This is a genomic window from Rothia nasimurium, from assembly GCF_042660305.1.
Taxonomy (GTDB): domain Bacteria; phylum Actinomycetota; class Actinomycetes; order Actinomycetales; family Micrococcaceae; genus Rothia; species Rothia nasimurium.
In genome coordinates this window covers 1-17,050 of record NZ_JBHSTW010000023.1, presented here as the reverse complement: position 1 = coordinate 17,050, position 17,050 = coordinate 1, and the positions used below count along the sequence as shown (strand labels likewise).

17 protein-coding genes are annotated in these 17,050 nt (G+C 61.0%); 11 read left to right on the top strand and 6 right to left on the bottom strand.

Features of this window, described 5'->3' with window-relative positions:
• Nucleotides 1–148: 148 nt before the first annotated feature.
• Nucleotides 149–1,234, bottom strand: a complete 1,086-nt coding sequence (locus ACFP6B_RS09860) for a general stress protein (protein WP_377129636.1) — start codon at nucleotides 1,232–1,234, stop codon at nucleotides 149–151.
• A 138-nt stretch (nucleotides 1,235–1,372) separates the two neighbouring features.
• Here ACFP6B_RS09860 and ACFP6B_RS09855 point away from each other — a divergent pair, with 138 nt between their 5' ends.
• The 3 genes from ACFP6B_RS09855 to ACFP6B_RS09845 are packed head-to-tail and all read left to right on the top strand — an operon-like array spanning nucleotide 1,373 to nucleotide 4,517.
• The gene (locus tag ACFP6B_RS09855) at nucleotides 1,373–2,680 is read left to right on the top strand and encodes a magnesium transporter MgtE N-terminal domain-containing protein (RefSeq protein ID WP_326503902.1); all 1,308 of its coding nucleotides are present in this window, start codon (nucleotides 1,373–1,375) and stop codon (nucleotides 2,678–2,680) included.
• Nucleotides 2,673–3,371 (top strand): DUF1003 domain-containing protein, encoded by a 699-nt coding sequence (locus tag ACFP6B_RS09850; RefSeq protein ID WP_377129634.1) that lies wholly within the window; start codon nucleotides 2,673–2,675, stop codon nucleotides 3,369–3,371. Before ACFP6B_RS09855 ends, ACFP6B_RS09850 begins: the two co-directional genes overlap by 8 nt.
• A gap of 12 nt (nucleotides 3,372–3,383) precedes the next feature.
• Complete coding sequence (locus tag ACFP6B_RS09845) at nucleotides 3,384–4,517, top strand: P-loop NTPase (RefSeq protein ID WP_377129632.1); 1,134 nt, start codon at nucleotides 3,384–3,386, stop codon at nucleotides 4,515–4,517.
• A 90-nt stretch (nucleotides 4,518–4,607) separates the two neighbouring features.
• Here ACFP6B_RS09845 and ACFP6B_RS09840 read toward each other — a convergent pair whose 3' ends face one another.
• Nucleotides 4,608–4,973, bottom strand: a complete 366-nt coding sequence (locus ACFP6B_RS09840; protein ID WP_135013724.1) for a Sec-independent protein translocase family protein — start codon at nucleotides 4,971–4,973, stop codon at nucleotides 4,608–4,610.
• A gap of 110 nt (nucleotides 4,974–5,083) precedes the next feature.
• On the opposite strand from ACFP6B_RS09840, the gene ACFP6B_RS09835 reads away from it, so the two are divergent.
• Nucleotides 5,084–5,725, top strand: a complete 642-nt coding sequence (locus ACFP6B_RS09835) for an O-methyltransferase (RefSeq protein WP_237185782.1) — start codon at nucleotides 5,084–5,086, stop codon at nucleotides 5,723–5,725.
• Nucleotides 5,726–5,781: 56 nt separating this feature from the next.
• Here ACFP6B_RS09835 and ACFP6B_RS09830 read toward each other — a convergent pair whose 3' ends face one another.
• The 3 genes from ACFP6B_RS09830 to ACFP6B_RS09820 all read right to left on the bottom strand — a co-directional run bounded on the left by ACFP6B_RS09830 (nucleotide 5,782) and on the right by ACFP6B_RS09820 (nucleotide 7,746).
• Complete coding sequence (locus tag ACFP6B_RS09830) at nucleotides 5,782–5,943, bottom strand: DUF3117 domain-containing protein (protein WP_135013726.1); 162 nt, start codon at nucleotides 5,941–5,943, stop codon at nucleotides 5,782–5,784.
• Nucleotides 5,944–6,065: 122 nt separating this feature from the next.
• Nucleotides 6,066–7,385: a hypothetical protein gene (locus ACFP6B_RS09825; protein ID WP_377129629.1), complete on the bottom strand. Its 1,320-nt coding sequence runs from the start codon at nucleotides 7,383–7,385 to the stop codon at nucleotides 6,066–6,068.
• A 4-nt stretch (nucleotides 7,386–7,389) separates the two neighbouring features.
• Nucleotides 7,390–7,746, bottom strand: a complete 357-nt coding sequence (locus ACFP6B_RS09820) for a DivIVA domain-containing protein (RefSeq protein WP_377129627.1) — start codon at nucleotides 7,744–7,746, stop codon at nucleotides 7,390–7,392.
• Nucleotides 7,747–7,966: 220 nt separating this feature from the next.
• On the opposite strand from ACFP6B_RS09820, the gene ACFP6B_RS09815 reads away from it, so the two are divergent.
• The 4 genes from ACFP6B_RS09815 to ACFP6B_RS09800 are packed head-to-tail and all read left to right on the top strand — an operon-like array spanning nucleotide 7,967 to nucleotide 11,213.
• Nucleotides 7,967–8,695 carry an amino acid ABC transporter ATP-binding protein gene (locus ACFP6B_RS09815; RefSeq protein ID WP_377129638.1) on the top strand — a complete coding sequence of 243 codons (729 nt, stop codon included), beginning with the start codon at nucleotides 7,967–7,969 and terminating at the stop codon, nucleotides 8,693–8,695.
• A gap of 12 nt (nucleotides 8,696–8,707) precedes the next feature.
• The gene (locus ACFP6B_RS09810; RefSeq protein WP_377129625.1) at nucleotides 8,708–9,556 is read left to right on the top strand and encodes a glutamate ABC transporter substrate-binding protein; all 849 of its coding nucleotides are present in this window, start codon (nucleotides 8,708–8,710) and stop codon (nucleotides 9,554–9,556) included.
• 59 nt (nucleotides 9,557–9,615) lie between these two features.
• The gene (locus ACFP6B_RS09805; RefSeq protein WP_135013730.1) at nucleotides 9,616–10,299 is read left to right on the top strand and encodes an amino acid ABC transporter permease; all 684 of its coding nucleotides are present in this window, start codon (nucleotides 9,616–9,618) and stop codon (nucleotides 10,297–10,299) included.
• Nucleotides 10,296–11,213, top strand: a complete 918-nt coding sequence (locus tag ACFP6B_RS09800; RefSeq protein ID WP_237223419.1) for an amino acid ABC transporter permease — start codon at nucleotides 10,296–10,298, stop codon at nucleotides 11,211–11,213. Before ACFP6B_RS09805 ends, ACFP6B_RS09800 begins: the two co-directional genes overlap by 4 nt.
• Before the next feature lie 151 nt (nucleotides 11,214–11,364).
• On the opposite strand, the gene dapE is transcribed toward ACFP6B_RS09800, so the two are convergent.
• Nucleotides 11,365–12,513, bottom strand: coding sequence for a succinyl-diaminopimelate desuccinylase (dapE, locus tag ACFP6B_RS09795; protein WP_377129622.1), 1,149 nt, complete (start codon nucleotides 12,511–12,513; stop codon nucleotides 11,365–11,367).
• A gap of 50 nt (nucleotides 12,514–12,563) precedes the next feature.
• Here dapE and dapD point away from each other — a divergent pair, with 50 nt between their 5' ends.
• From dapD to galE, 3 genes are all read left to right on the top strand, one after another.
• A complete protein-coding gene (gene dapD, locus ACFP6B_RS09790; protein ID WP_237223483.1) occupies nucleotides 12,564–13,529 on the top strand; it encodes a 2,3,4,5-tetrahydropyridine-2,6-dicarboxylate N-succinyltransferase in 966 nt (321 codons plus the stop codon).
• Nucleotides 13,530–13,678: 149 nt separating this feature from the next.
• The gene (locus ACFP6B_RS09785; RefSeq protein ID WP_377129620.1) at nucleotides 13,679–15,790 is read left to right on the top strand and encodes a 5'-nucleotidase C-terminal domain-containing protein; all 2,112 of its coding nucleotides are present in this window, start codon (nucleotides 13,679–13,681) and stop codon (nucleotides 15,788–15,790) included.
• Between the two features lie 122 nt (nucleotides 15,791–15,912).
• Nucleotides 15,913–16,926: a UDP-glucose 4-epimerase GalE gene (galE, locus tag ACFP6B_RS09780; RefSeq protein WP_377129618.1), complete on the top strand. Its 1,014-nt coding sequence runs from the start codon at nucleotides 15,913–15,915 to the stop codon at nucleotides 16,924–16,926.
• The last annotated feature ends 124 nt before the right edge of the window (nucleotides 16,927–17,050 follow it).

Genomic DNA, 17,050 nt, shown 5'->3' with positions numbered 1-17,050 from the left:
GAGCTTCGTGCTCGCATAGGAGATGCTCCCCATTAGTTGGTGACTGTTTTTTAGTAGTCCAACTTATGGGGAGCAGTTCACTCTTCCAGAGCGGCGGGGTTTTCGTTGCGGTTTTCAGTGAGCGTGTAATGCCAGAACCAGGTTGCTTTTACTGGGCGTCCTTCTGCGGTTCCTGCTCGGCCTCTGCCGGTTCGGGGGCCTTGCGGATGGTTGCCTCAAATTCTTCGGGGGACTCCACGCGCAGGCCGTAGCGCTGCTCGCCCTTTTCTGCGCGGATCGCTTCGATACGCTCGTTGGTGGCGGGGGGCTCGGGGGCCTTGCGGATCATCTGCTCAAATTCTTCAGGGGACTCCACGCGCAGACCGAACTTACCGGCGGCCTTCGAGCCGTCGCGGTTGGTTTCAGCGGGAGGGGTGAAGACGGGGGCGGACGGACGCTGCTCGGCTGCCGGTGCCTGGTCCTGCTTCTGGTCGGCCGGGTTAAATCCAGGCAGGAAGGGCTCGGGGGCCTGCTCCTGCTTGGGTGCAGGGGCTGAGGGGTCAAACCATTGGGGGGCCTGCTGACCGTTCTGGGCCCCTTGGCCATTCTGCACCTGCTGGCTGCTGGGGGCGCCCTGGGGCTGCTGGGCCGAATAGCCCTGAGGGTTGGCCTGGCTCATGCCGGGGTGTACATAGGGGCTTGAGGTCTGCCCGTTCTGGGCAAAGGGGTGGGTGCCGGGGCCGTGCACGCCGCTGTGGGTGCCACCAGGCTGGACGGTCACGCGCAGCAGATGGCGGGCAGCCTGGGCAGTGGCAGGAATAGCCATCAGGTCAAAGCGCTGGGGCAGCATCTGGGTGCGAGTACGGATACCGCGGCCCTTGGTGCGGGAAGCAACGATAATTGCGTAAATCATGCAAAAGGCAATAGCCAGGGGCACAATGCTCAGGAAGTTGGCCAGAATCGAGGTCTGGGTGATCACGGCATTGAAGAGGGCGACAAGGGCACCGAGGCTTAGACCCTGGAAGACGCCTGCTAGGGCAGCTCGTGGGTAGGTAGCCTGACCGGTCACATAATCAACCTGCTGCACATCGTGCCCTACCACGTACAGGGAGTGTACGGGGAACTTCTGGCTGGCCAGAAACTCGATAGCCTTGTTGACCTCTTTGCGGTCGGTGAAGGTGGCTACCAGCTCACCGGGAGGTAGGTGGGTGCCATCTGCCATGGCCAGGGCGGGAGGTGCTTTGAGTTGATCCATGCTCCTATTTTTTCGCAAAGTTCACTGAGTTTGCGGGGAGCACGCCGAGGTATCGCCATAGGTGAACTAAGTAGGGTTATTCTCACTCTGCTGGCAACCGGTGGCAGCTGCGGGCTGGGGCGAGTACCCTTGATAACTGTGAGTAGCGTACCGAACAAGATTTTTATCGCCCGTCTGCTGGGCCTTGACGTTTTTGACCCCCACGGTGACCGCCTGGGCCGTCTGCGCGATGTGGTTGTGCTCAAAAGCGGTTTTACCCAGTTCAATGCGGTGGGGTCCTTGGCAAAACTCAAAGAACCGGTTGTGGTGGGTATCGTCATCGAAATCCTGGGCAAGAAGCGTATTTTTGTTCCCATGACTCGTGTGACCAGTATCGACTCCACCCAGGTGATTCTGACAGGCCTGGTGAATCTGCGCCGCTTTGAGCAGCGCGGCTCTGAGGCTCTGGTGGTCGGTGAGCTTTTTGACCGCAAGGTACAGCTACGTGACGGGTCGGGTAGGGCTCAGATTGAGGACGTTGCGATGGAGCAGCGCCGCAACGGCGACTGGTTTATCTCTGAGCTCTTTATTTCGCGCGGCCACACCAGCCTGATGCGCCGCCGCAAGGAAACCCTGATTGTGGACTGGGACGAGGTCATTCTCTCCACAGATTTTGAGCCGCAGGCTGCAACCGCGTTTGTGGCAAGCCACGAAGACTCCAACCCCGCTGACCTGGCAGACGCTATTCACGAGATGCCCGATAAGCGCATGGTGGAAGTGGCCCAGGAGCTCCAAGACGAGCGTCTGGCAGACGTGCTCCAGGAACTGCCCGAAGAAGACCAGGTACAGATTCTCTCCCACCTAGAGGTGGAGCGAGCGGTCAACGTTCTGGAAGAGATGGAGCCGGACGACGCCGCCGACCTTCTGGGTGAGCTGTCAGATACCCAGCGCGAAGAGCTGCTGACCCTCATGGACCCCGAAGATTCGGACGACGTCCGCCGCCTGCTCGAATACGAGGAAGGAACTGCCGGTTCACTTATGAACCCGGTGCCCATCATCCTTTCCCCCGAAGCCACCGTGGCTGAAGCCCTGGCCCATATTCGCCAGGAAGAAATTTCCCCGGCCATGGCAGCAGCGGTCATGGTCACGCGTCCGCCCCTTGAAACCCCCACCGGCAAGTACCTGGGCATTGTGCACATGCAGCGTCTGCTCCGGCACTCCCCCAGCGAGCAGGTAGGCAACATCATCGACACCTCCATTGAGCCGGTCACCGACGCCGCCAGTATTGAAGAGGTCACCCGCGTGCTGGCAACCTACGACCTCACCATCATTCCGGTGGTCAACGACCACGACCGCCTGGTTGGAGCGGTCACGGTGGATGACGTGCTCGATGAAATGTTGCCCGATGACTGGCGCACCTATGACGATGGAACCCCAATTCGAAAGGTAGGCCGCCGCTTTGAGTGATGCACGTGAGCGCAACGATTCAGCGCAGACGCTAGGGACCCCGCAGCAGAAAAAGCGCCGCCCCCTCTTTCAGCTAAGCCCCAACCCCGATGCCTTCGGTCAGATGACCGAGAAAATCGCGCGTTTTATGGGTACCCCGCAGTTTCTGCTGTGGATGACGATTTTCTGTGCGGTGTGGCTGGGCTGGAATACCCTGGCACCTGAGGAATTACAGTTTGATCCCCGGGCCCTGAACTTTACCCTGCTGACCCTGATGCTGTCTTTGCAGGCCTCTTATGCTGCGCCCCTGCTGCTGCTGGCACAGAACCGCCAGGACGACCGTGACCGTGTGGTTGCCCGCCAGGACAGGCAGCGCGACCAGCGCAACCTGGAGGAAACCGAGTATCTGACCCGCGAGATTGCCTCCCTACGTATTACCCTGCGCGAGGTCGCCACCCGTGACTTCGTACGCGGCGAGATGCGTGACATCATGGAGGAACTAGCTGAGGTGCAGCGCCGCCAGGAGGAGCTCTTCGCCCGCGCTGAGGCCCTAGCAGCTAAGGCGAATGAGCTGGAGGCACCCGAAGAAACTAAGCCCTTCGACCCCAATGCTACCCAGCCTGTGACCAGCGCCTTCGATGTGCTGAGCGATGACCACCCGAAAATGCGTAAGAAGAAGAAGGTAAAGGACATCGACCGCTCGTTTGAGTAGGCGATTTACCCCATGCAGACATCACATCTGAATGAGGAGCTGCTTGCAGCTCTTGCAACCGTTATTGACCCTGAGCTGCGCCAGCCCATCACCGAGTTGGGTATGGTCGACCGGGCTGAGCTGACCGGTTCGGTCGCCGATATCAGGGTGCTCCTGACCATTGAGGGCTGCCCCCTGCGTTCGACGATTGAGGCGGACGTCCGCGCCGCGGTCTCTGCCCTGGAGCAGGTGAGCGAAGTGCAGCTTGAGATCGGTTATATGAGCCCGGATCAGCGTGCGACTCTGCGCCAGCGTCTTGGACACACCAAGCAGAACCCTTTTACTGCCCCCGGCTCACTGACCCGTATCTTTGCGGTAGCTTCGGGTAAGGGCGGGGTTGGCAAGTCCTCTGCGACCGCTAACCTGGCAGCGGCCTGTGCCTCCATGGGTTTGAGCGTTGGCATTATTGACGCCGATGTGCACGGGTTCTCGATTCCCGGGCTGCTGGGCATTACCGCTGGCCCTACCCGCATGGACGACATGATTATTCCACCGGTGGTTGAGGCCCCGTCAGGTGACGGTGTCATCAAGGTAATTTCTATAGGTATGTTCGTGAAGCCAGACCAGCCGGTCGCCTGGCGCGGCCCTATGCTGCACCGGGCTCTGGAGCAGTTCCTCACCGACGTGCACTTTGGTCACTTGGATGTGCTCTTCCTCGATCTGCCCCCGGGCACCGGCGATATCGCGATTTCAATGGCCCAGCTGCTGCCCCACGCCGAGATTCTTCTGGTCTCAACCCCGCAGCTGGCCGCCGTGGACGTGGCCCAGCGGGCCGGAACCCTCAGCCTGCAGACCGAGCAGAAGGTGATTGGGGCGCTAGAAAATATGGCCGCCATGCAGCTGCCGGACGGCACCACCCTGCCCCTCTTCGGAGAAGGGGGTGGGGCCGTCCTCACCGAGTCCCTGGGCAGGGCCCTGGGCTACGAGGTGCCCCTACTGGGGTCGGTACCGCTCGAGGTTGCCCTGCGCGAGGGCGGGGACGCCGGCACCCCGGTGGTCTGGGGTGCGCCCGAGACCGCTGCGGCGCAGGAACTGGTCAAAACCGCCCAGGCCCTGACCCACCGTCCGCGCGGGCTAGCGGGAGCCCCCCTGCCCTTCACCGTCTAGCCCGGCCCAAGGGGACCGCAAAACTTCAAAAGGACCGCATAATATGCGGTCCTTTTTTGAAAATCAGGTCCCCTTGGCGGGAGAAAGAGTTTAGGTGGCCTCAGTATCGAAGGGGGCCCAGGCGCCGCGGGGCAGGCGCACACTCACAGAGGGAGCCGGTGCAGCTGCCGCCTTTTCTTCAAGTTCCTTGCGGCGCTCTTCGTCGTCCTCAGCAAAAGCCTCGCGCACAATGACGCGGGGATCGTACTGGCGGGGGTCGTACTGGCGCCAGTTAATATCGCCCAAGTCGGGGCCGAGAGTTTCTTTGAGGTCGTCCTTAGCGTCAAAGGCCATACGGCGAACCCACTTGATAAAGTCTTTGAGCTGCTGGGCATATTCGGGCATGCGTTCTGGCCCGATGACAACAAACACCAGGATCGCTAGAACGATAAATTCGAGGCCGCTAATTCCAAACACACAAAGAGATTACCAGCTCAGCCCGAGTGTTCGCCCATAAAACGAGCGGGGTTGATTAAGATGTTTCCAGAATCATTCCCGCGCGCACTCATGTGAAGGTGAAGTACTAGGTGAATACTCAGGAACAGGCTCGAAGCTGGGTTTATGCTGAAGAGTTCCCGTTGGAGGCTCCGGCGGTGGCTTCTGCCCGGGCTGGGGCCGAGCGGTTGGACGCCGCCCCCGTCGCCCCGTCGGTAGCTTCCCTGCTTACGGTGCTCGCGGCAGCTACCAAGGCCCAACACGCTGTAGAAATCGGTTGCGGTGCCGGAGTTGCTACGGCTGCCCTGCTCACGGGTCTGGCCCCCGGTGCGGCGCTCACCGCCATCGATATCGATGCCACCCGCTGCCAGGCAACTCGCACGCTGCTGGCAGCTGCCGGTCTTGATAAGAGCCACCGGGTGCGCGTCATCACCGGCGATGCTGCCGAGGTACTCCCCCGCCTCTCAGCAGCCTCCTACGATCTGGCCTTTATTGACGCCGGTAGCCAGCTGGCTGAACAGCTGGTCTACGATACGCTGGCCCTCCTAGAACCTGGCGGGCTCCTGATTCTGCATGACCCGCTGGTGGGCGGCGCTGTTGCGAACCCTACAGCCCGCGATGCCGTGACCGTTTCGGTACGCTCTGTCTTACACGAGGTAGCGGCCTGTACCGCCGATGTTTTTGTCTCCCTTGTACACGCGGGTGAGGGTCTCTACCTGGTCTACAAACGCTAAAGCCCCCGCCCCAAACCGGTGGGGTTCGGAGCAGGGGCCGGGCTTAGAGCCGAAGCCTAGACGTTTTCAACGCACTTGCGGATTGCCTCGACTTCTTCTTCGGTGATATCAAGAACCAGGCGGCCGCCACCTTCAACGGGAATGCGCATGACGATGCTGCGCCCTTCGCGCACGATTTCGAGGGGGCCGTCGCCGGTGCGTGGTTTCTGAGCTGCCATCTTGGTTCTCCTTCAACGAGGGTTGGTCTGCGGTTTCTCGGCTTCTGTTGCCGGTCTCACCTTCTTTTAATCATAGTGCTTAGTGGCTCACTTCTGGCGTTTTTGGGTGGAAACTTACAAGTTTAGGGCGGGTAGTCCCCGCCGCCGGGTAGCTGCTTCCAGTGCCAGAGCCAGCCGACCCAGCCAAACTGCAGGGTTGCTCCGCTGATAATCAGCAGCCAGCGGTAGGCCCGCGAAGCGGACAGGGCCACGAGGGGCAGCAGGAGCGGGAAGAGGGGCAGCAGCAGGCGGAAAGTGGAGGACTGCGGGTTGAAGAAGGCCAGCATATACACCGCGTAGGCAGCACACCAGGTGATGAGCGCCGGGTGAAGCACCCGCCGGGTCACGGGAGCCAGCAGGGCCAGCAGGTAGGCGCCCAGTAGCAGGATAAGGACGAGGGGTCCTCTCCCCTGCCCCAGGTAGAGCTGGCTCTGGGTGTACCAGGGCATAAAGGGCAGCACGTGCTCCCCGCCAGCTCTCCACGCGGCCTCGGTCGCGGTGTAGGCGTCGATACGCCCGGTGGACGCCCAGGCGATGGCCGGGTGGATAAAGGCGAAAGCACATACGGCCAGGGCAGAGGCCAGCTGCGGGGCGGTCGCTTTCAAGGCGCTCAGCAGGTTCTCAGCACGGGCCTGCTGAACCCAGCACACAAACCACCAGATGCCAACCACGGCTCCCAGGGGCACGCCCACAGGGCGGGACAGGGCCGCCCCAAGGGCCGGAAGAAGCAGAAGCACATAGCGTTGCTGCACCAGCCAGTAGAGGGCCCAGGCCAGGAAGAAGAGGCCGGTTGCTTCGGCATAGCCGGTTTGCAGAATCGGTGCAACGGCGCAGAAGCTGACGGCAGCGGTTGCCCACAGGGCGGTTGTCTCTAGCTCAGTGCCCCGGTGGGCAGTAGCGCCCCCGGTAGCTGCCCCGCGCACCTGTAGGCTGGTTTCAAAGAGCCGGTAGATAAACCAGGCTGCCCCAAAGCCAAACAGCAGGGAGACAGTAGGGGCAACCGTCTGATAGCTCAGCCCGGTCACGCTCGTCATGGCACCGCTGATTAGGGGGTAGAGGGGGTAAAAAGCCCACTCATTTTGGGCAACGTGACCGCTGGCGTCCACGGGGAGAACCGCAGGGTAGCCGCCAGCGGCTATCTTGGCGTACCAGTCGGCGTCCCAAATAGTGACAAACTCCAGGTAACCCATTGAGGTATTTTTCCAGGGGCTAAAGGTCTGGTGCAGACCCACGGTTGAGAAAATAAACCAGCCCCAGAGCCGGCTTGCGGCATAGACCAGGGCTACCCGCAGGCCGATGGGCAGGCTCGTGAAGAACAGTAGGCCCCGACTGGCGCTCACGCTCAGGGTCGCAGCGGTGCGGTCAAGTACCCCGCTATGCTGTGGTGCGGACGGGCGCCCCACTCCCCTAGCCCTCCCCGCCAAGGTCAGTAGCGGCGTCCTGACCCCGATCACCGCGCAGGGTCTCAAGTTCTGCCCGCAGGCGGCTGTTCTCGGCTACTACCTTAGCGAGCACCCCATCAACCTCATCGCGGTTATAGCCCAGGGCCGAGGTCGCAAAACGAACCCGCTCCAGCTCGTCCGCACCCGGACGGTCCGAAAGAATCAGGGGCGGCTCAGCGGCAGGAACCAGCGCTAGGCCGTCCTTGCTGACCGCATCGATAGCCTTCCGCCCCGGAATCAGCCGGTCGGTGCCCAGCACCGCGCACCCGGCCATCACCGCCGCCAGCACCACAAAGGTCACCGCAACCAGTAGATAATTCATACCGTCCTCCCGCAGGAGCCAAGCCCTTTCGCCCAGCGCCCCTCAACAAAACCCAACAAATATGACTGTAAAAACACGACACCCCGTGTAACAAGTTGTTTACCTTACAGGGGGTAAGGTAAGGCACATACACCATTTGGTTTGTGCCACAGCACCTCAATGCTACCGGCGCACGCACTGAATCCACCACAAGAGAGGAAGCCCAGTGACTACTGACGCACTGGTTCAGCTCACCCACGTGAACAAGCACTACGGTGAGAACCACGTCCTCAAGGACATCAACCTTTCCATCGGCAAGGGCGAGGTTGTCGTCCTCCTCGGCCCTTCAGGCTCCGGCAAGTCAACCCTCTGCCGCACCATCAACCGTCTTGAAACCATCACCGACGGCACCATCACCATCGACGGCAAAAAGCTGCCCGAAGAAGGTAAGGAACTCGCCAACCTGCGCGCAGAAGTCGGCATGGTCTTCCAATCTTTCAACCTCTTCGCCCACAAGACCATCCTCGAAAACGTCACCCTAGGCCCCCGCAAGGTACGCGGCATGGGCAAGGCCGAAGCCGAAGAACTGGCCATGAGCCTGCTCAAGAAGGTTGGCGTCGATAACCAGGCCTCCAAGATGCCCGCCCAGCTCTCCGGCGGCCAGCAGCAGCGCGTCGCTATCGCCCGCGCCCTCGCCATGAAGCCCAAGGTCATGCTCTTCGACGAACCCACCAGCGCCCTTGACCCCGAAATGGTCAACGAAGTACTCGACACCATGGTCTCCCTCGCCCGCGAAGGCATGACCATGATCGTGGTAACCCACGAAATGGGCTTCGCCCGCAAGGCAGCAGACCGCATCGTCTTCCTGGCCGACGGCGAAATCGTCGAAGAAGCCACCCCCGACCAGTTCTTCATCAACCCCCAGTCAGACCGCGCCAAGGACTTCCTGGGTAAGATCCTGGGTCACTAAGGACGGCCAGCCATGAACCTCTCCCGCGCCAAAGCAAAAGCCGCAGCCTGCGCTGCCCTACTCGCCACCGGCGTCCTCGCGCTCTCCGGTTGCTCCGCCACCGGTAGCAAAGACACCATCCGCATCGGCATCAAGTACGATCAGCCCGGCCTGGGCTACCAGGACGGACGCAACTACACCGGATTCGACACCGACGTAGCCCGCTACGTTGCAGCTGAACTCGGCTACTCCGAAGAGCAGATCGAATGGGTCGAAGCCCCCAGCGCCAACCGCGAAAACATGCTCACCAACAACCAGGTAGACATGATTTTTGCGACCTATTCCATCACCGAAAAGCGACTCAAGACCGTCGACTTCGCAGGCCCCTACTTCGTCGCTGGCCAGGACCTGCTGGTCCAGGCAGAGAACACCGACATCACCGGCCCCGAATCTCTTGCCGGGAAGAACCTGTGCTCCGTCACCGGCTCAACCAGTGCAAAGAAAATCCAGGACAAGTACTCATCAGAGGTCCAGCTGGTTCAACAGAACTCCTACTCTGACTGCGTCGTCGCTCTCAACGCCGGCATGGTCGATGCTGTGACCACCGACGACATCATCCTGGCGGGTCTAGCCTCTACCAAGGCTAACCAGGGCGAGCTCAAGCTCGTTGGCAACACCTTCTCCACCGAAAACTACGGTGTCGGCTTGCCCAAGGGCTCCGACAAGTGCGCCGCCATCAACGCAGCCATCAACAAGATGGTCGAAACCGGCGCCTGGGAAGAAGCCATCAAAAAGAACGTAGGTGCCGCTAACTACACCTACAACGCCGAGCTGAACCCGCCCGTCCTCACCGACGCCTGCGCCACCGTTGACGCCAAATAAGCCCGCAACGCCCAGCGCACCTTCACCACACCACAATCTTTCAACCATCGGAGGCTTTCATGTCGTTCTCTGAACAGCTCTCCACGCTCTTTGCCACCTACGACGTCATCGGCGCCTTCTGGACCAACATCCAGCTGACCTTCTGGGCAGCCATCGGATCTTTCGTCCTCGGCTCTCTGCTGGCACTTATGCGTATTTCGCCCGTGCCCTCCCTACGCTGGGCGGGCACCGCCTACGTGCACCTGGTCCGCAACACCCCGCTGACCATTCTGATGACCCTGGCAATCCTGGGCGTGTGGACCCAGTTCCAGCTCTCACTAGCAACCAGCTTTGAGTGGAACTTCTTTATCTACGCCGTTATCGTCCTTGCCATCTACCACGCGGCCTTCGTCTGTGAGGCCATCCGCTCCGGCGTCAATACCGTTCCCGTTGGCCAGGCTGAAGCAGCCCGCGCCATCGGCCTGGGCTTCCTGCCCACCGCCCGCTACGTGATTTTCCCGCAGGCTCTACGCGGCTCCATCACCCCGCTGGGCAACACCCTGATTGCGCTAGCCAAGAACACCACCGTAGCCACCGTAGCCTCAGTCGCTGAGGCATCCGGCATGATGAAGTCCATGATTGAGTTCAACTCAGACCTCATCTTCATGATCTTCTTCGTCTTCGCCATGGGCTTTGTGATTATTGTTGTCCCCATCGGCCTGCTAACCACCTGGGCCTCTCGTAAACTGGCGGTGAAGCGATGAGCAAGCGTATGACCTCAACCTCGGTACTCTTTGACGTACCCGGCCCCAAGGCCCGTGCCCGAACCCGCATCTTCAACATCGTGGCTCTTGTGCTCCTGGCAGCAGGCTTTGCCTACATCATGATGGTGATGAACCGCCAGGGCCAGCTGGAAGCCGATAAGTGGACTTCCCTCTTCTCGGGTAACCTCTGGGCCAACTACATTCTGCCCGCCCTCTGGAAGACCCTCTCAGCAGCCCTGATCTCTGTGGTCACCTCGGTGGCTTTCGGTCTCTTCTTCGGTCTGGCCCGCCTGTCACCCAATAAGGCCGTGCGAGCCTTCGGTACCGTGGTCGTGGAGTTCTTCCGCGCCGTTCCCGTGCTGATGATGATGATTTTCTTCTGGCTCTTTTTGGGCAAACTCAACCTCTTTGCCCCCTCACAGCTGCCCTTTATCGCCGTGGTTCTGGGTCTGACCCTCTACAACGGCTCGGTCATCGCTGAGCTTCTGCGCTCCGGTGTTCAGCAGCTACCCAAGGGCCAGGGTGAAGCCGGTCTGGCTATCGGCCTGACTCCGTGGAAGGTTCTGACCCTGATTCTGGTACCCCAGGCTCTGACCGCCATGATGCCCTCGCTGCTCTCGCAGTTCGTGGTCATTCTCAAGGACACCGCCCTGGGCTACATCATCTCCTACCCCGAGCTGCTGGCCGCTGCCCGCCGCTTCGGCTCTGGCGAGGGCAATATCTTGCAGATGCTCCTGCTGGCAGCCCTCATCTTCGTGGTGATCAACTTCGCCCTGACCCTCTTCGCCGAGTGGCTCGCTAAGTACATGAGTTCCCGCTCCGACGTAGAGATCAAGCACGCCGACGGTGTGCCCGGTGAAGTGGACGAAGCCCGCCCCAAGACCGAGCTGATGTTCAAGATCCCCAAGCACTAGCGTCCGCGCTTTACGCTCCGGTTACAGGTCAGGGGCTCCATCACGCGATGGAGCCCCTGACCTTTTTCTCAATGGGGCTGTGCAGGGTTCTTAGGCTGTGAGCAGGTTTTTCTCTGCACCCAGCCCAAGAAGTCTGCACAGGCTGGCAGGGTTAGGACGCCGTCAGCCAGCTTTCCAGCGCCGTATAGCAGGTACGCACCTCGGAGGCTTTAACGTGCTCGTTATCGGTATGGGCCAGCAGGGCGTCGCCGGGCCCGAAGTTCACGGCGGGAATACCGATTTCGCTGAAGCGGGCAACATCCGTCCACCCGTACTTGGGCTTGGGGGCCTGCCCGACCGACTCAATCAGTGACCTAGACAGCGGAGCGTCCAGGCCGGGGCGGGCCGCTGATGAAAGGTCCACGAAATCCAGCTCGTAGCCCTCGAAAACCTCGTGCAGGTGCGCGACGGCTTCATCCAGGGTCTTATTGGGGGCAAAGCGGTAGTTGATATGGATGCCCGCGTCATCGGGAATGACGTTCCCCGCGACCCCGCCTGAAATCTGCACGGCATTGAGCCCCTCGCGGTAGGCCAGGCCCTCAACCTCATAGGTGGCAGGCTGGTAAGCGGCAAGACTCCCCAGAACGTCCGCCATCTTGTGGATAGCGTTGACGCCCTTCCAAGCGCGACCAGAATGGGCGGCGACACCCGAGGTACGAATCCAGAAGCGGATGGTGCCGTTGCAGCCACCTTCAATGGTGCCGTCGGTGGGTTCCAGGAGCACAGCAAAGGCCGCGTCAGTCAGCTTCTCCCGGTGGTTGCGCATCAGGCGGGCAAGCCCTGAGAGCTCTGAGGCAACCTCTTCGTTGTCGTAGAAGACGTAGGTGATATCGTAGCGGGGTTCTTTCAGACGTGCAGCTAGGGCTAGCTGCACGGCAACCCCGCCCTTCATGTCCACGGCGCCGCGGCCGTAAAGAACCCGCGCCCCCGCTCCCTCAGACCAAGAGGCGGGGACAGTGCCGCGTGAGCCCTCGCTACGGGGCAGGGGCACCGTATCTAGGTGACCTGCCAGCACAATGCGGGTATCCCGGCCCAGGTTAGTGCGGGCGATGATGGCATCGCCGTCGCGGGTTATCTCTAAGCCGCCGATCCCCTCAAGGGCCGCCTGAACGGCGTCCGCCAGGCGCACCTCGGCGCCAGAAACAGAATAAATATTGAGCAGGTCAGCAGTGAGATCTTCAACGGGCTGGGTTAGGTTCAGGACGCCGGGGCCCACCTGAGCGAACTCAGCGGCCTGGGCGAGGGTAGGGTTCTTGATCATAGTTCCACCATACAAGCAGATAGCGCCCCGCACCCGCCTGATTCCGTAGACTGGTAGGCATGACTGAAAACAACACCCGTGTAGCATCCGGCTTGGGCCTGGCCACCGTCGTCGCCTCCGGCGAGAACGAAGGCACCGTACTCGATGTCTGGTACCCCGCCCCCGCCCTCACCGACACCCCCGACGACTCCGTAGCAGCCGACCTCGAAGCCCTGGTCGAAGCCGACGAAGACCGCAACGTCGTGCGTGAGCTGGTCAACGTCACCATCAACCTCGACGAGGCCCCCGCCAACGCAGCGGACGCCTACCTGCGCCTGCACCTGCTCTCCCACACCCTGGTTGCCCCCAACACCATCAACCTCGACGGTCTCTTTGGTGCTCTCGCCAACGTCGCCTGGACCAACTTCGGCCCCGTGCTAGCCAGCGAATTCAACACCGTCTCGCTGAAGCTGCGTCGCCGCGGCGCCCTGGTCGTCACCCACGTGGACAAGTTCCCCCGCATGATTGACTACGTCGTGCCCGCCGGTGTTCGTATCGGCGACGCCGACCGCGTCCGCCTGGGTGCCCACCTGGCAGCTGGCACCACCGTCATGCACGAAGGCTTCGTCAACTTCAATGCCGGTACCCTCGGCGAATCTATGGTCGAAGGCCGCATCTCCCAGGGCGTTGTCATTGGCAACGGCACCGACATCGGCGGCGGAGCCTCCACCATGGGCACCCTCTCCGGCGGCGGCACCCAGCGTGTCTCCATCGGCGAGCGCTCCCTGCTCGGCGCTGAAGCCGGTATCGGCATTGCCCTGGGCGATGATTGCGTGGTTGAAGCTGGCCTGTACGTCACCGCTGGCTCCCGCGTGACCGTCCTCAACCCCGGCGCTGAGCCCAAGGTTGTCAAGGCCCTGGAACTCTCCGGCGTCAACAACCTGCTCTTCCGCCGCAACTCCGTGACCGGCGCTATCGAAGTTCTGCCCCGCGCCAACAACACCGTGGAGCTGAACTCAGAGCTGCACGCTAACTAAAAAGTAAGTAATCATTTCGCGAGACGGGCTTATGCTCGCTGCCGATATTTACTGAAGATTAATATACGCAAGACCCGCCCTACCGGCTTACCGGTAGGGCGGGTCTTTACAATGGGAGAACACACTCACAACACATCAGAAAGCTATTCATGAAGCGTTCTCTTTCTCTGCTGGCAGGTCTTGGCCTGGTTTCTTCCAGCATTCTCGTTCCCGCAGCTTTTGCAGCAGACGGTACTACCGACCTGGGCGATTTGACTGTGCTGGCCTCAACCGACGTCCACGGCCGCGCCCTCAACTACGACTACTTCACCGGCGCCCCTTACGGTGAAGGCGCTAAGGCTCTGGGTATGGAGCACCTGGCTACCGCTATCGCCCAGACCCGGGCAGCCAAGGGTACAGACTCCACCCTGGTACTGGATAACGGCGATGCTAACCAGGGCAACCCGCTTGCAACCTACTACCAGAACAACCGCACCGCCACCAGCGTTGACCCCATGGCTTCTGTCTTCAACCTACTTGGCTATGATGCCGGTGTTGTGGGCAACCACGAGTTCAACTACGGCCCCGACGCCGCCGCCCAGTACACCCAGAACCTGGCCATGCCCCTGCTCGGTGCCAACGTCATTGATACCGCAACCGATACCCCCGCTTACGAGCCCTACACCATGATCGAAAAGACCGTGGGCGGTGAGAAAATCCAGGTAGCCGTCATCGGTGTCGTGACCCCCGGCGTACGCGTGTGGGATAAGGCTACTGTCGAGGGCAAGCTGGAGTTTAAGGACGCCGCCGCCACCGTTGCCGAGTGGGCACCCAAGGTCAAGGCCGCAGGGGCCGACGTGGTCGTCGTTCTCGCCCACACCGGCCTAGATGCCGAGGGCTACACCTACAACCCGGCTGACCTCACCGAAAACGTCGCAAAGTCAGTGGCTGAGCAGTCCACCGACGTCGATCTTGTTGTGGGCGGTCACTCCCACGTCACCAATAAAGTCCAGGAATACTTCACCAACAAGAATGGCGAGCCGGTACTCTACACCCAGCCCGGTTACTGGGCCCGCTTCCTTTCCGAAGTCACTCTGCCCCTGGTCAAGGAAGCTGACGGCGATATCGAGGTCAAGTGGACCGAGGATGAAAAACCCACCGCTCTTGCCCTCAACGCTGGTGACTATGCCGCCGACCCGTCCGTCCTTGCAGCTATCGAGCCCTACCACTCGAAGACCACCGATTGGGTACAGACCGTGGTAGCCCAGGCGAGCGCTGAGATGCCCGCAGCAAGTAGTGCCTGGGAAGACACTGCGGTTCTGGATTTCATCAACATGGTTCAGACCGAAGAAGTCACTCGTGCCCTAACCGGAACCCAGTATGAGGGTTTGCCCGTCATCGCTGAGGCTTCCCCCTTCTCCCGCACTGCTGTCTTCAAGCAGGGCGATGTGACCATCGCCGATATGGCTAGCCTCTACATCTACGACAACACCCTTTACGCTGTTGAGCTCACCGGCGCCCAGCTCAAGGACTACCTGGAATGGTCGGCCCGCTACTATAAGCAGCAGGAACCCGGAGCTGAGATCACCGACTGGTCTACCGTCACAAACGCCCTCTATGAGGGTGCCACCCGCGGTATTCCAGACTACTCCTACGACGTGCTCTCGGGTGTGAACTACCACATCAACATCTCCAAGCCCGTTGGCGAGCGCATCGAGGGCCTAACCCTGCCCGATGGTACTCCCCTCGCTGATGATCAGAAGGTCGTCCTGGCTCTGAACAACTACCGCTGGTCAGGCGGCTCAGGCTACCCGCACGTTACCGCAGCTCCTATCGTCTACGAGGAGCAGAAGGCCGTGCGCGACCTCATGATCGACTGGGCTATCACCAACAAGACCATCGACCCGACCACCTTCTTCGTCAAGAACTGGACGGTTGGCACCAGCTCCCTGCCCACCGAGCAGGCACCCGAAGAGACCCCGGCCCCGGCTCCCAGTGACAGCCCCACCGCTGCTCCTTCGGCTGAGCCCACGGTAGCCCCCACCGAAGAGCCGACTGCAAGCCCCAGTGCGGACGCCCCCGCCCCGTCTCCCAGCGATAGCCCGGCGTCATCGGCCTCCGATAACACCAGCCAGAGCTCTGTGGCAGGAGCCCGTGAAACTGGAAAGAGCGGCATACTAGCCCACACCGGTGCTACTGCTCTGCCCCTCCTCGCAGGTGCTGCCCTCCTACTGGGTCTAGGCGCTACCGCTTTCTTCGCCGCCCGCCGCAAGAACAGCTAGGAGTAAGCGTCCACGCCTAACGCCCACCTTATATATGCTCAGCCCCGCCACCGCTTCTACCGGCTGGCGGGGCTGAGTGCAGGTAAGCTAGAAAAAACACCAATCGTCTACTAGGGGAAAACGTGAAGATTCTCGTTACCGGCGGCGCCGGCTACATCGGCTCCCACACCGTACTCGAACTACTCAAGGCAGGCCACGAGGTAACCGTTATGGACAACCTCTCAAACTCATCCATGGAGTCCCTGGCCCGCGTTGAAGAGCTGACCGGCAAGACTGTAGAGTTCCGCAAGGTTGACCTGCTGGATTTGCCCGAGATGAAGCAGCTTTTCAACCTGGTCAAGCCCGATGCCGTCATCCACTTCGCCGGCCTCAAGGCTGTAGGCGAGTCCGCTGAGAAGCCCCTCTGGTACTACCAGACCAACGTCACCGGCACCCTTAACCTGCTCTACGCCATGGAAGACGCAGGCTGCCACTCCATCGTCTTCTCATCGTCTGCAACCGTCTACGGCGAACCCGAGTCTATGCCGCTGACCGAGAAGCTGAACATGGACGCCCAGTCCTGCTACGGCCGTACCAAGGAGCACATCGAGGATATGCTCATTGACCTGGCAGCCTCAGATTCTAAGTGGAACATCGCCCTGCTGCGCTACTTCAACCCGGTAGGTGCCCACGAGTCCGGCCGCATCGGTGAAGACCCGTCCGGCATCCCCAACAACCTGGTACCCTTCATCGCCCAGGTCGCTGTGGGTCGCCGCGAATACCTCAATGTTTTCGGCAACGACTACCCCACCGTCGACGGCACCGGCGTGCGCGACTACATTCACGTCGTTGACCTGGCGGACGGCCACCTCAAGGCCCTTGACTACATCACCACCCACGGTGGTCTGCACACCTGGAACTTGGGTACCGGCAACGGCTACTCGGTGCTTGAGGTTCTGCACGCTTTTGAGAAGGCTGCTGGTAAAGAGCTACCCTACAAGATTGTGGACCGCCGCCCCGGCGATGTGGCTGTTTCCTACGCCGACCCCGCTGCTGCCCTGGCAGATCTGGGCTGGTCTGCTACCCGCGACATCGACACCATGGTGCGCGATCACTGGAACTGGCAGAAGAATAATCCAAATGGATATGAGGCGTAGCCGAATATCCCCTTAAGCCAAGCCCCGGCGTCCTTACCTCCAAATGAACTGCTCCCCATAAGTTGGACTACTAAAAAACAGTCACCAACTAATGGGGAGCATCTCCTATGCGAGCACGAAGCTC

What these genes read in the sequence shown, in the direction of transcription:
- ACFP6B_RS09860 (WP_377129636.1), bottom strand. Translation starts at nt 1,234, where the DNA reads ATGGATCAACTCAAAGCACCTCCCGCCCTGGCCATGGCAGATGGCACC.
- dapE (WP_377129622.1), bottom strand. Translation starts at nt 12,513, where the DNA reads ATGATCAAGAACCCTACCCTCGCCCAGGCCGCTGAGTTCGCTCAGGTG.
- ACFP6B_RS09800 (WP_237223419.1), top strand. Translation starts at nt 10,296, where the DNA reads ATGAGCAAGCGTATGACCTCAACCTCGGTACTCTTTGACGTACCCGGC.
- ACFP6B_RS09805 (WP_135013730.1), top strand. Translation starts at nt 9,616, where the DNA reads ATGTCGTTCTCTGAACAGCTCTCCACGCTCTTTGCCACCTACGACGTC.
- ACFP6B_RS09830 (WP_135013726.1), bottom strand. Translation starts at nt 5,943, where the DNA reads ATGGCAGCTCAGAAACCACGCACCGGCGACGGCCCCCTCGAAATCGTG.
- ACFP6B_RS09845 (WP_377129632.1), top strand. Translation starts at nt 3,384, where the DNA reads ATGCAGACATCACATCTGAATGAGGAGCTGCTTGCAGCTCTTGCAACC.
- ACFP6B_RS09810 (WP_377129625.1), top strand. Translation starts at nt 8,708, where the DNA reads ATGAACCTCTCCCGCGCCAAAGCAAAAGCCGCAGCCTGCGCTGCCCTA.
- ACFP6B_RS09820 (WP_377129627.1), bottom strand. Translation starts at nt 7,746, where the DNA reads ATGAATTATCTACTGGTTGCGGTGACCTTTGTGGTGCTGGCGGCGGTG.
- ACFP6B_RS09785 (WP_377129620.1), top strand. Translation starts at nt 13,679, where the DNA reads ATGAAGCGTTCTCTTTCTCTGCTGGCAGGTCTTGGCCTGGTTTCTTCC.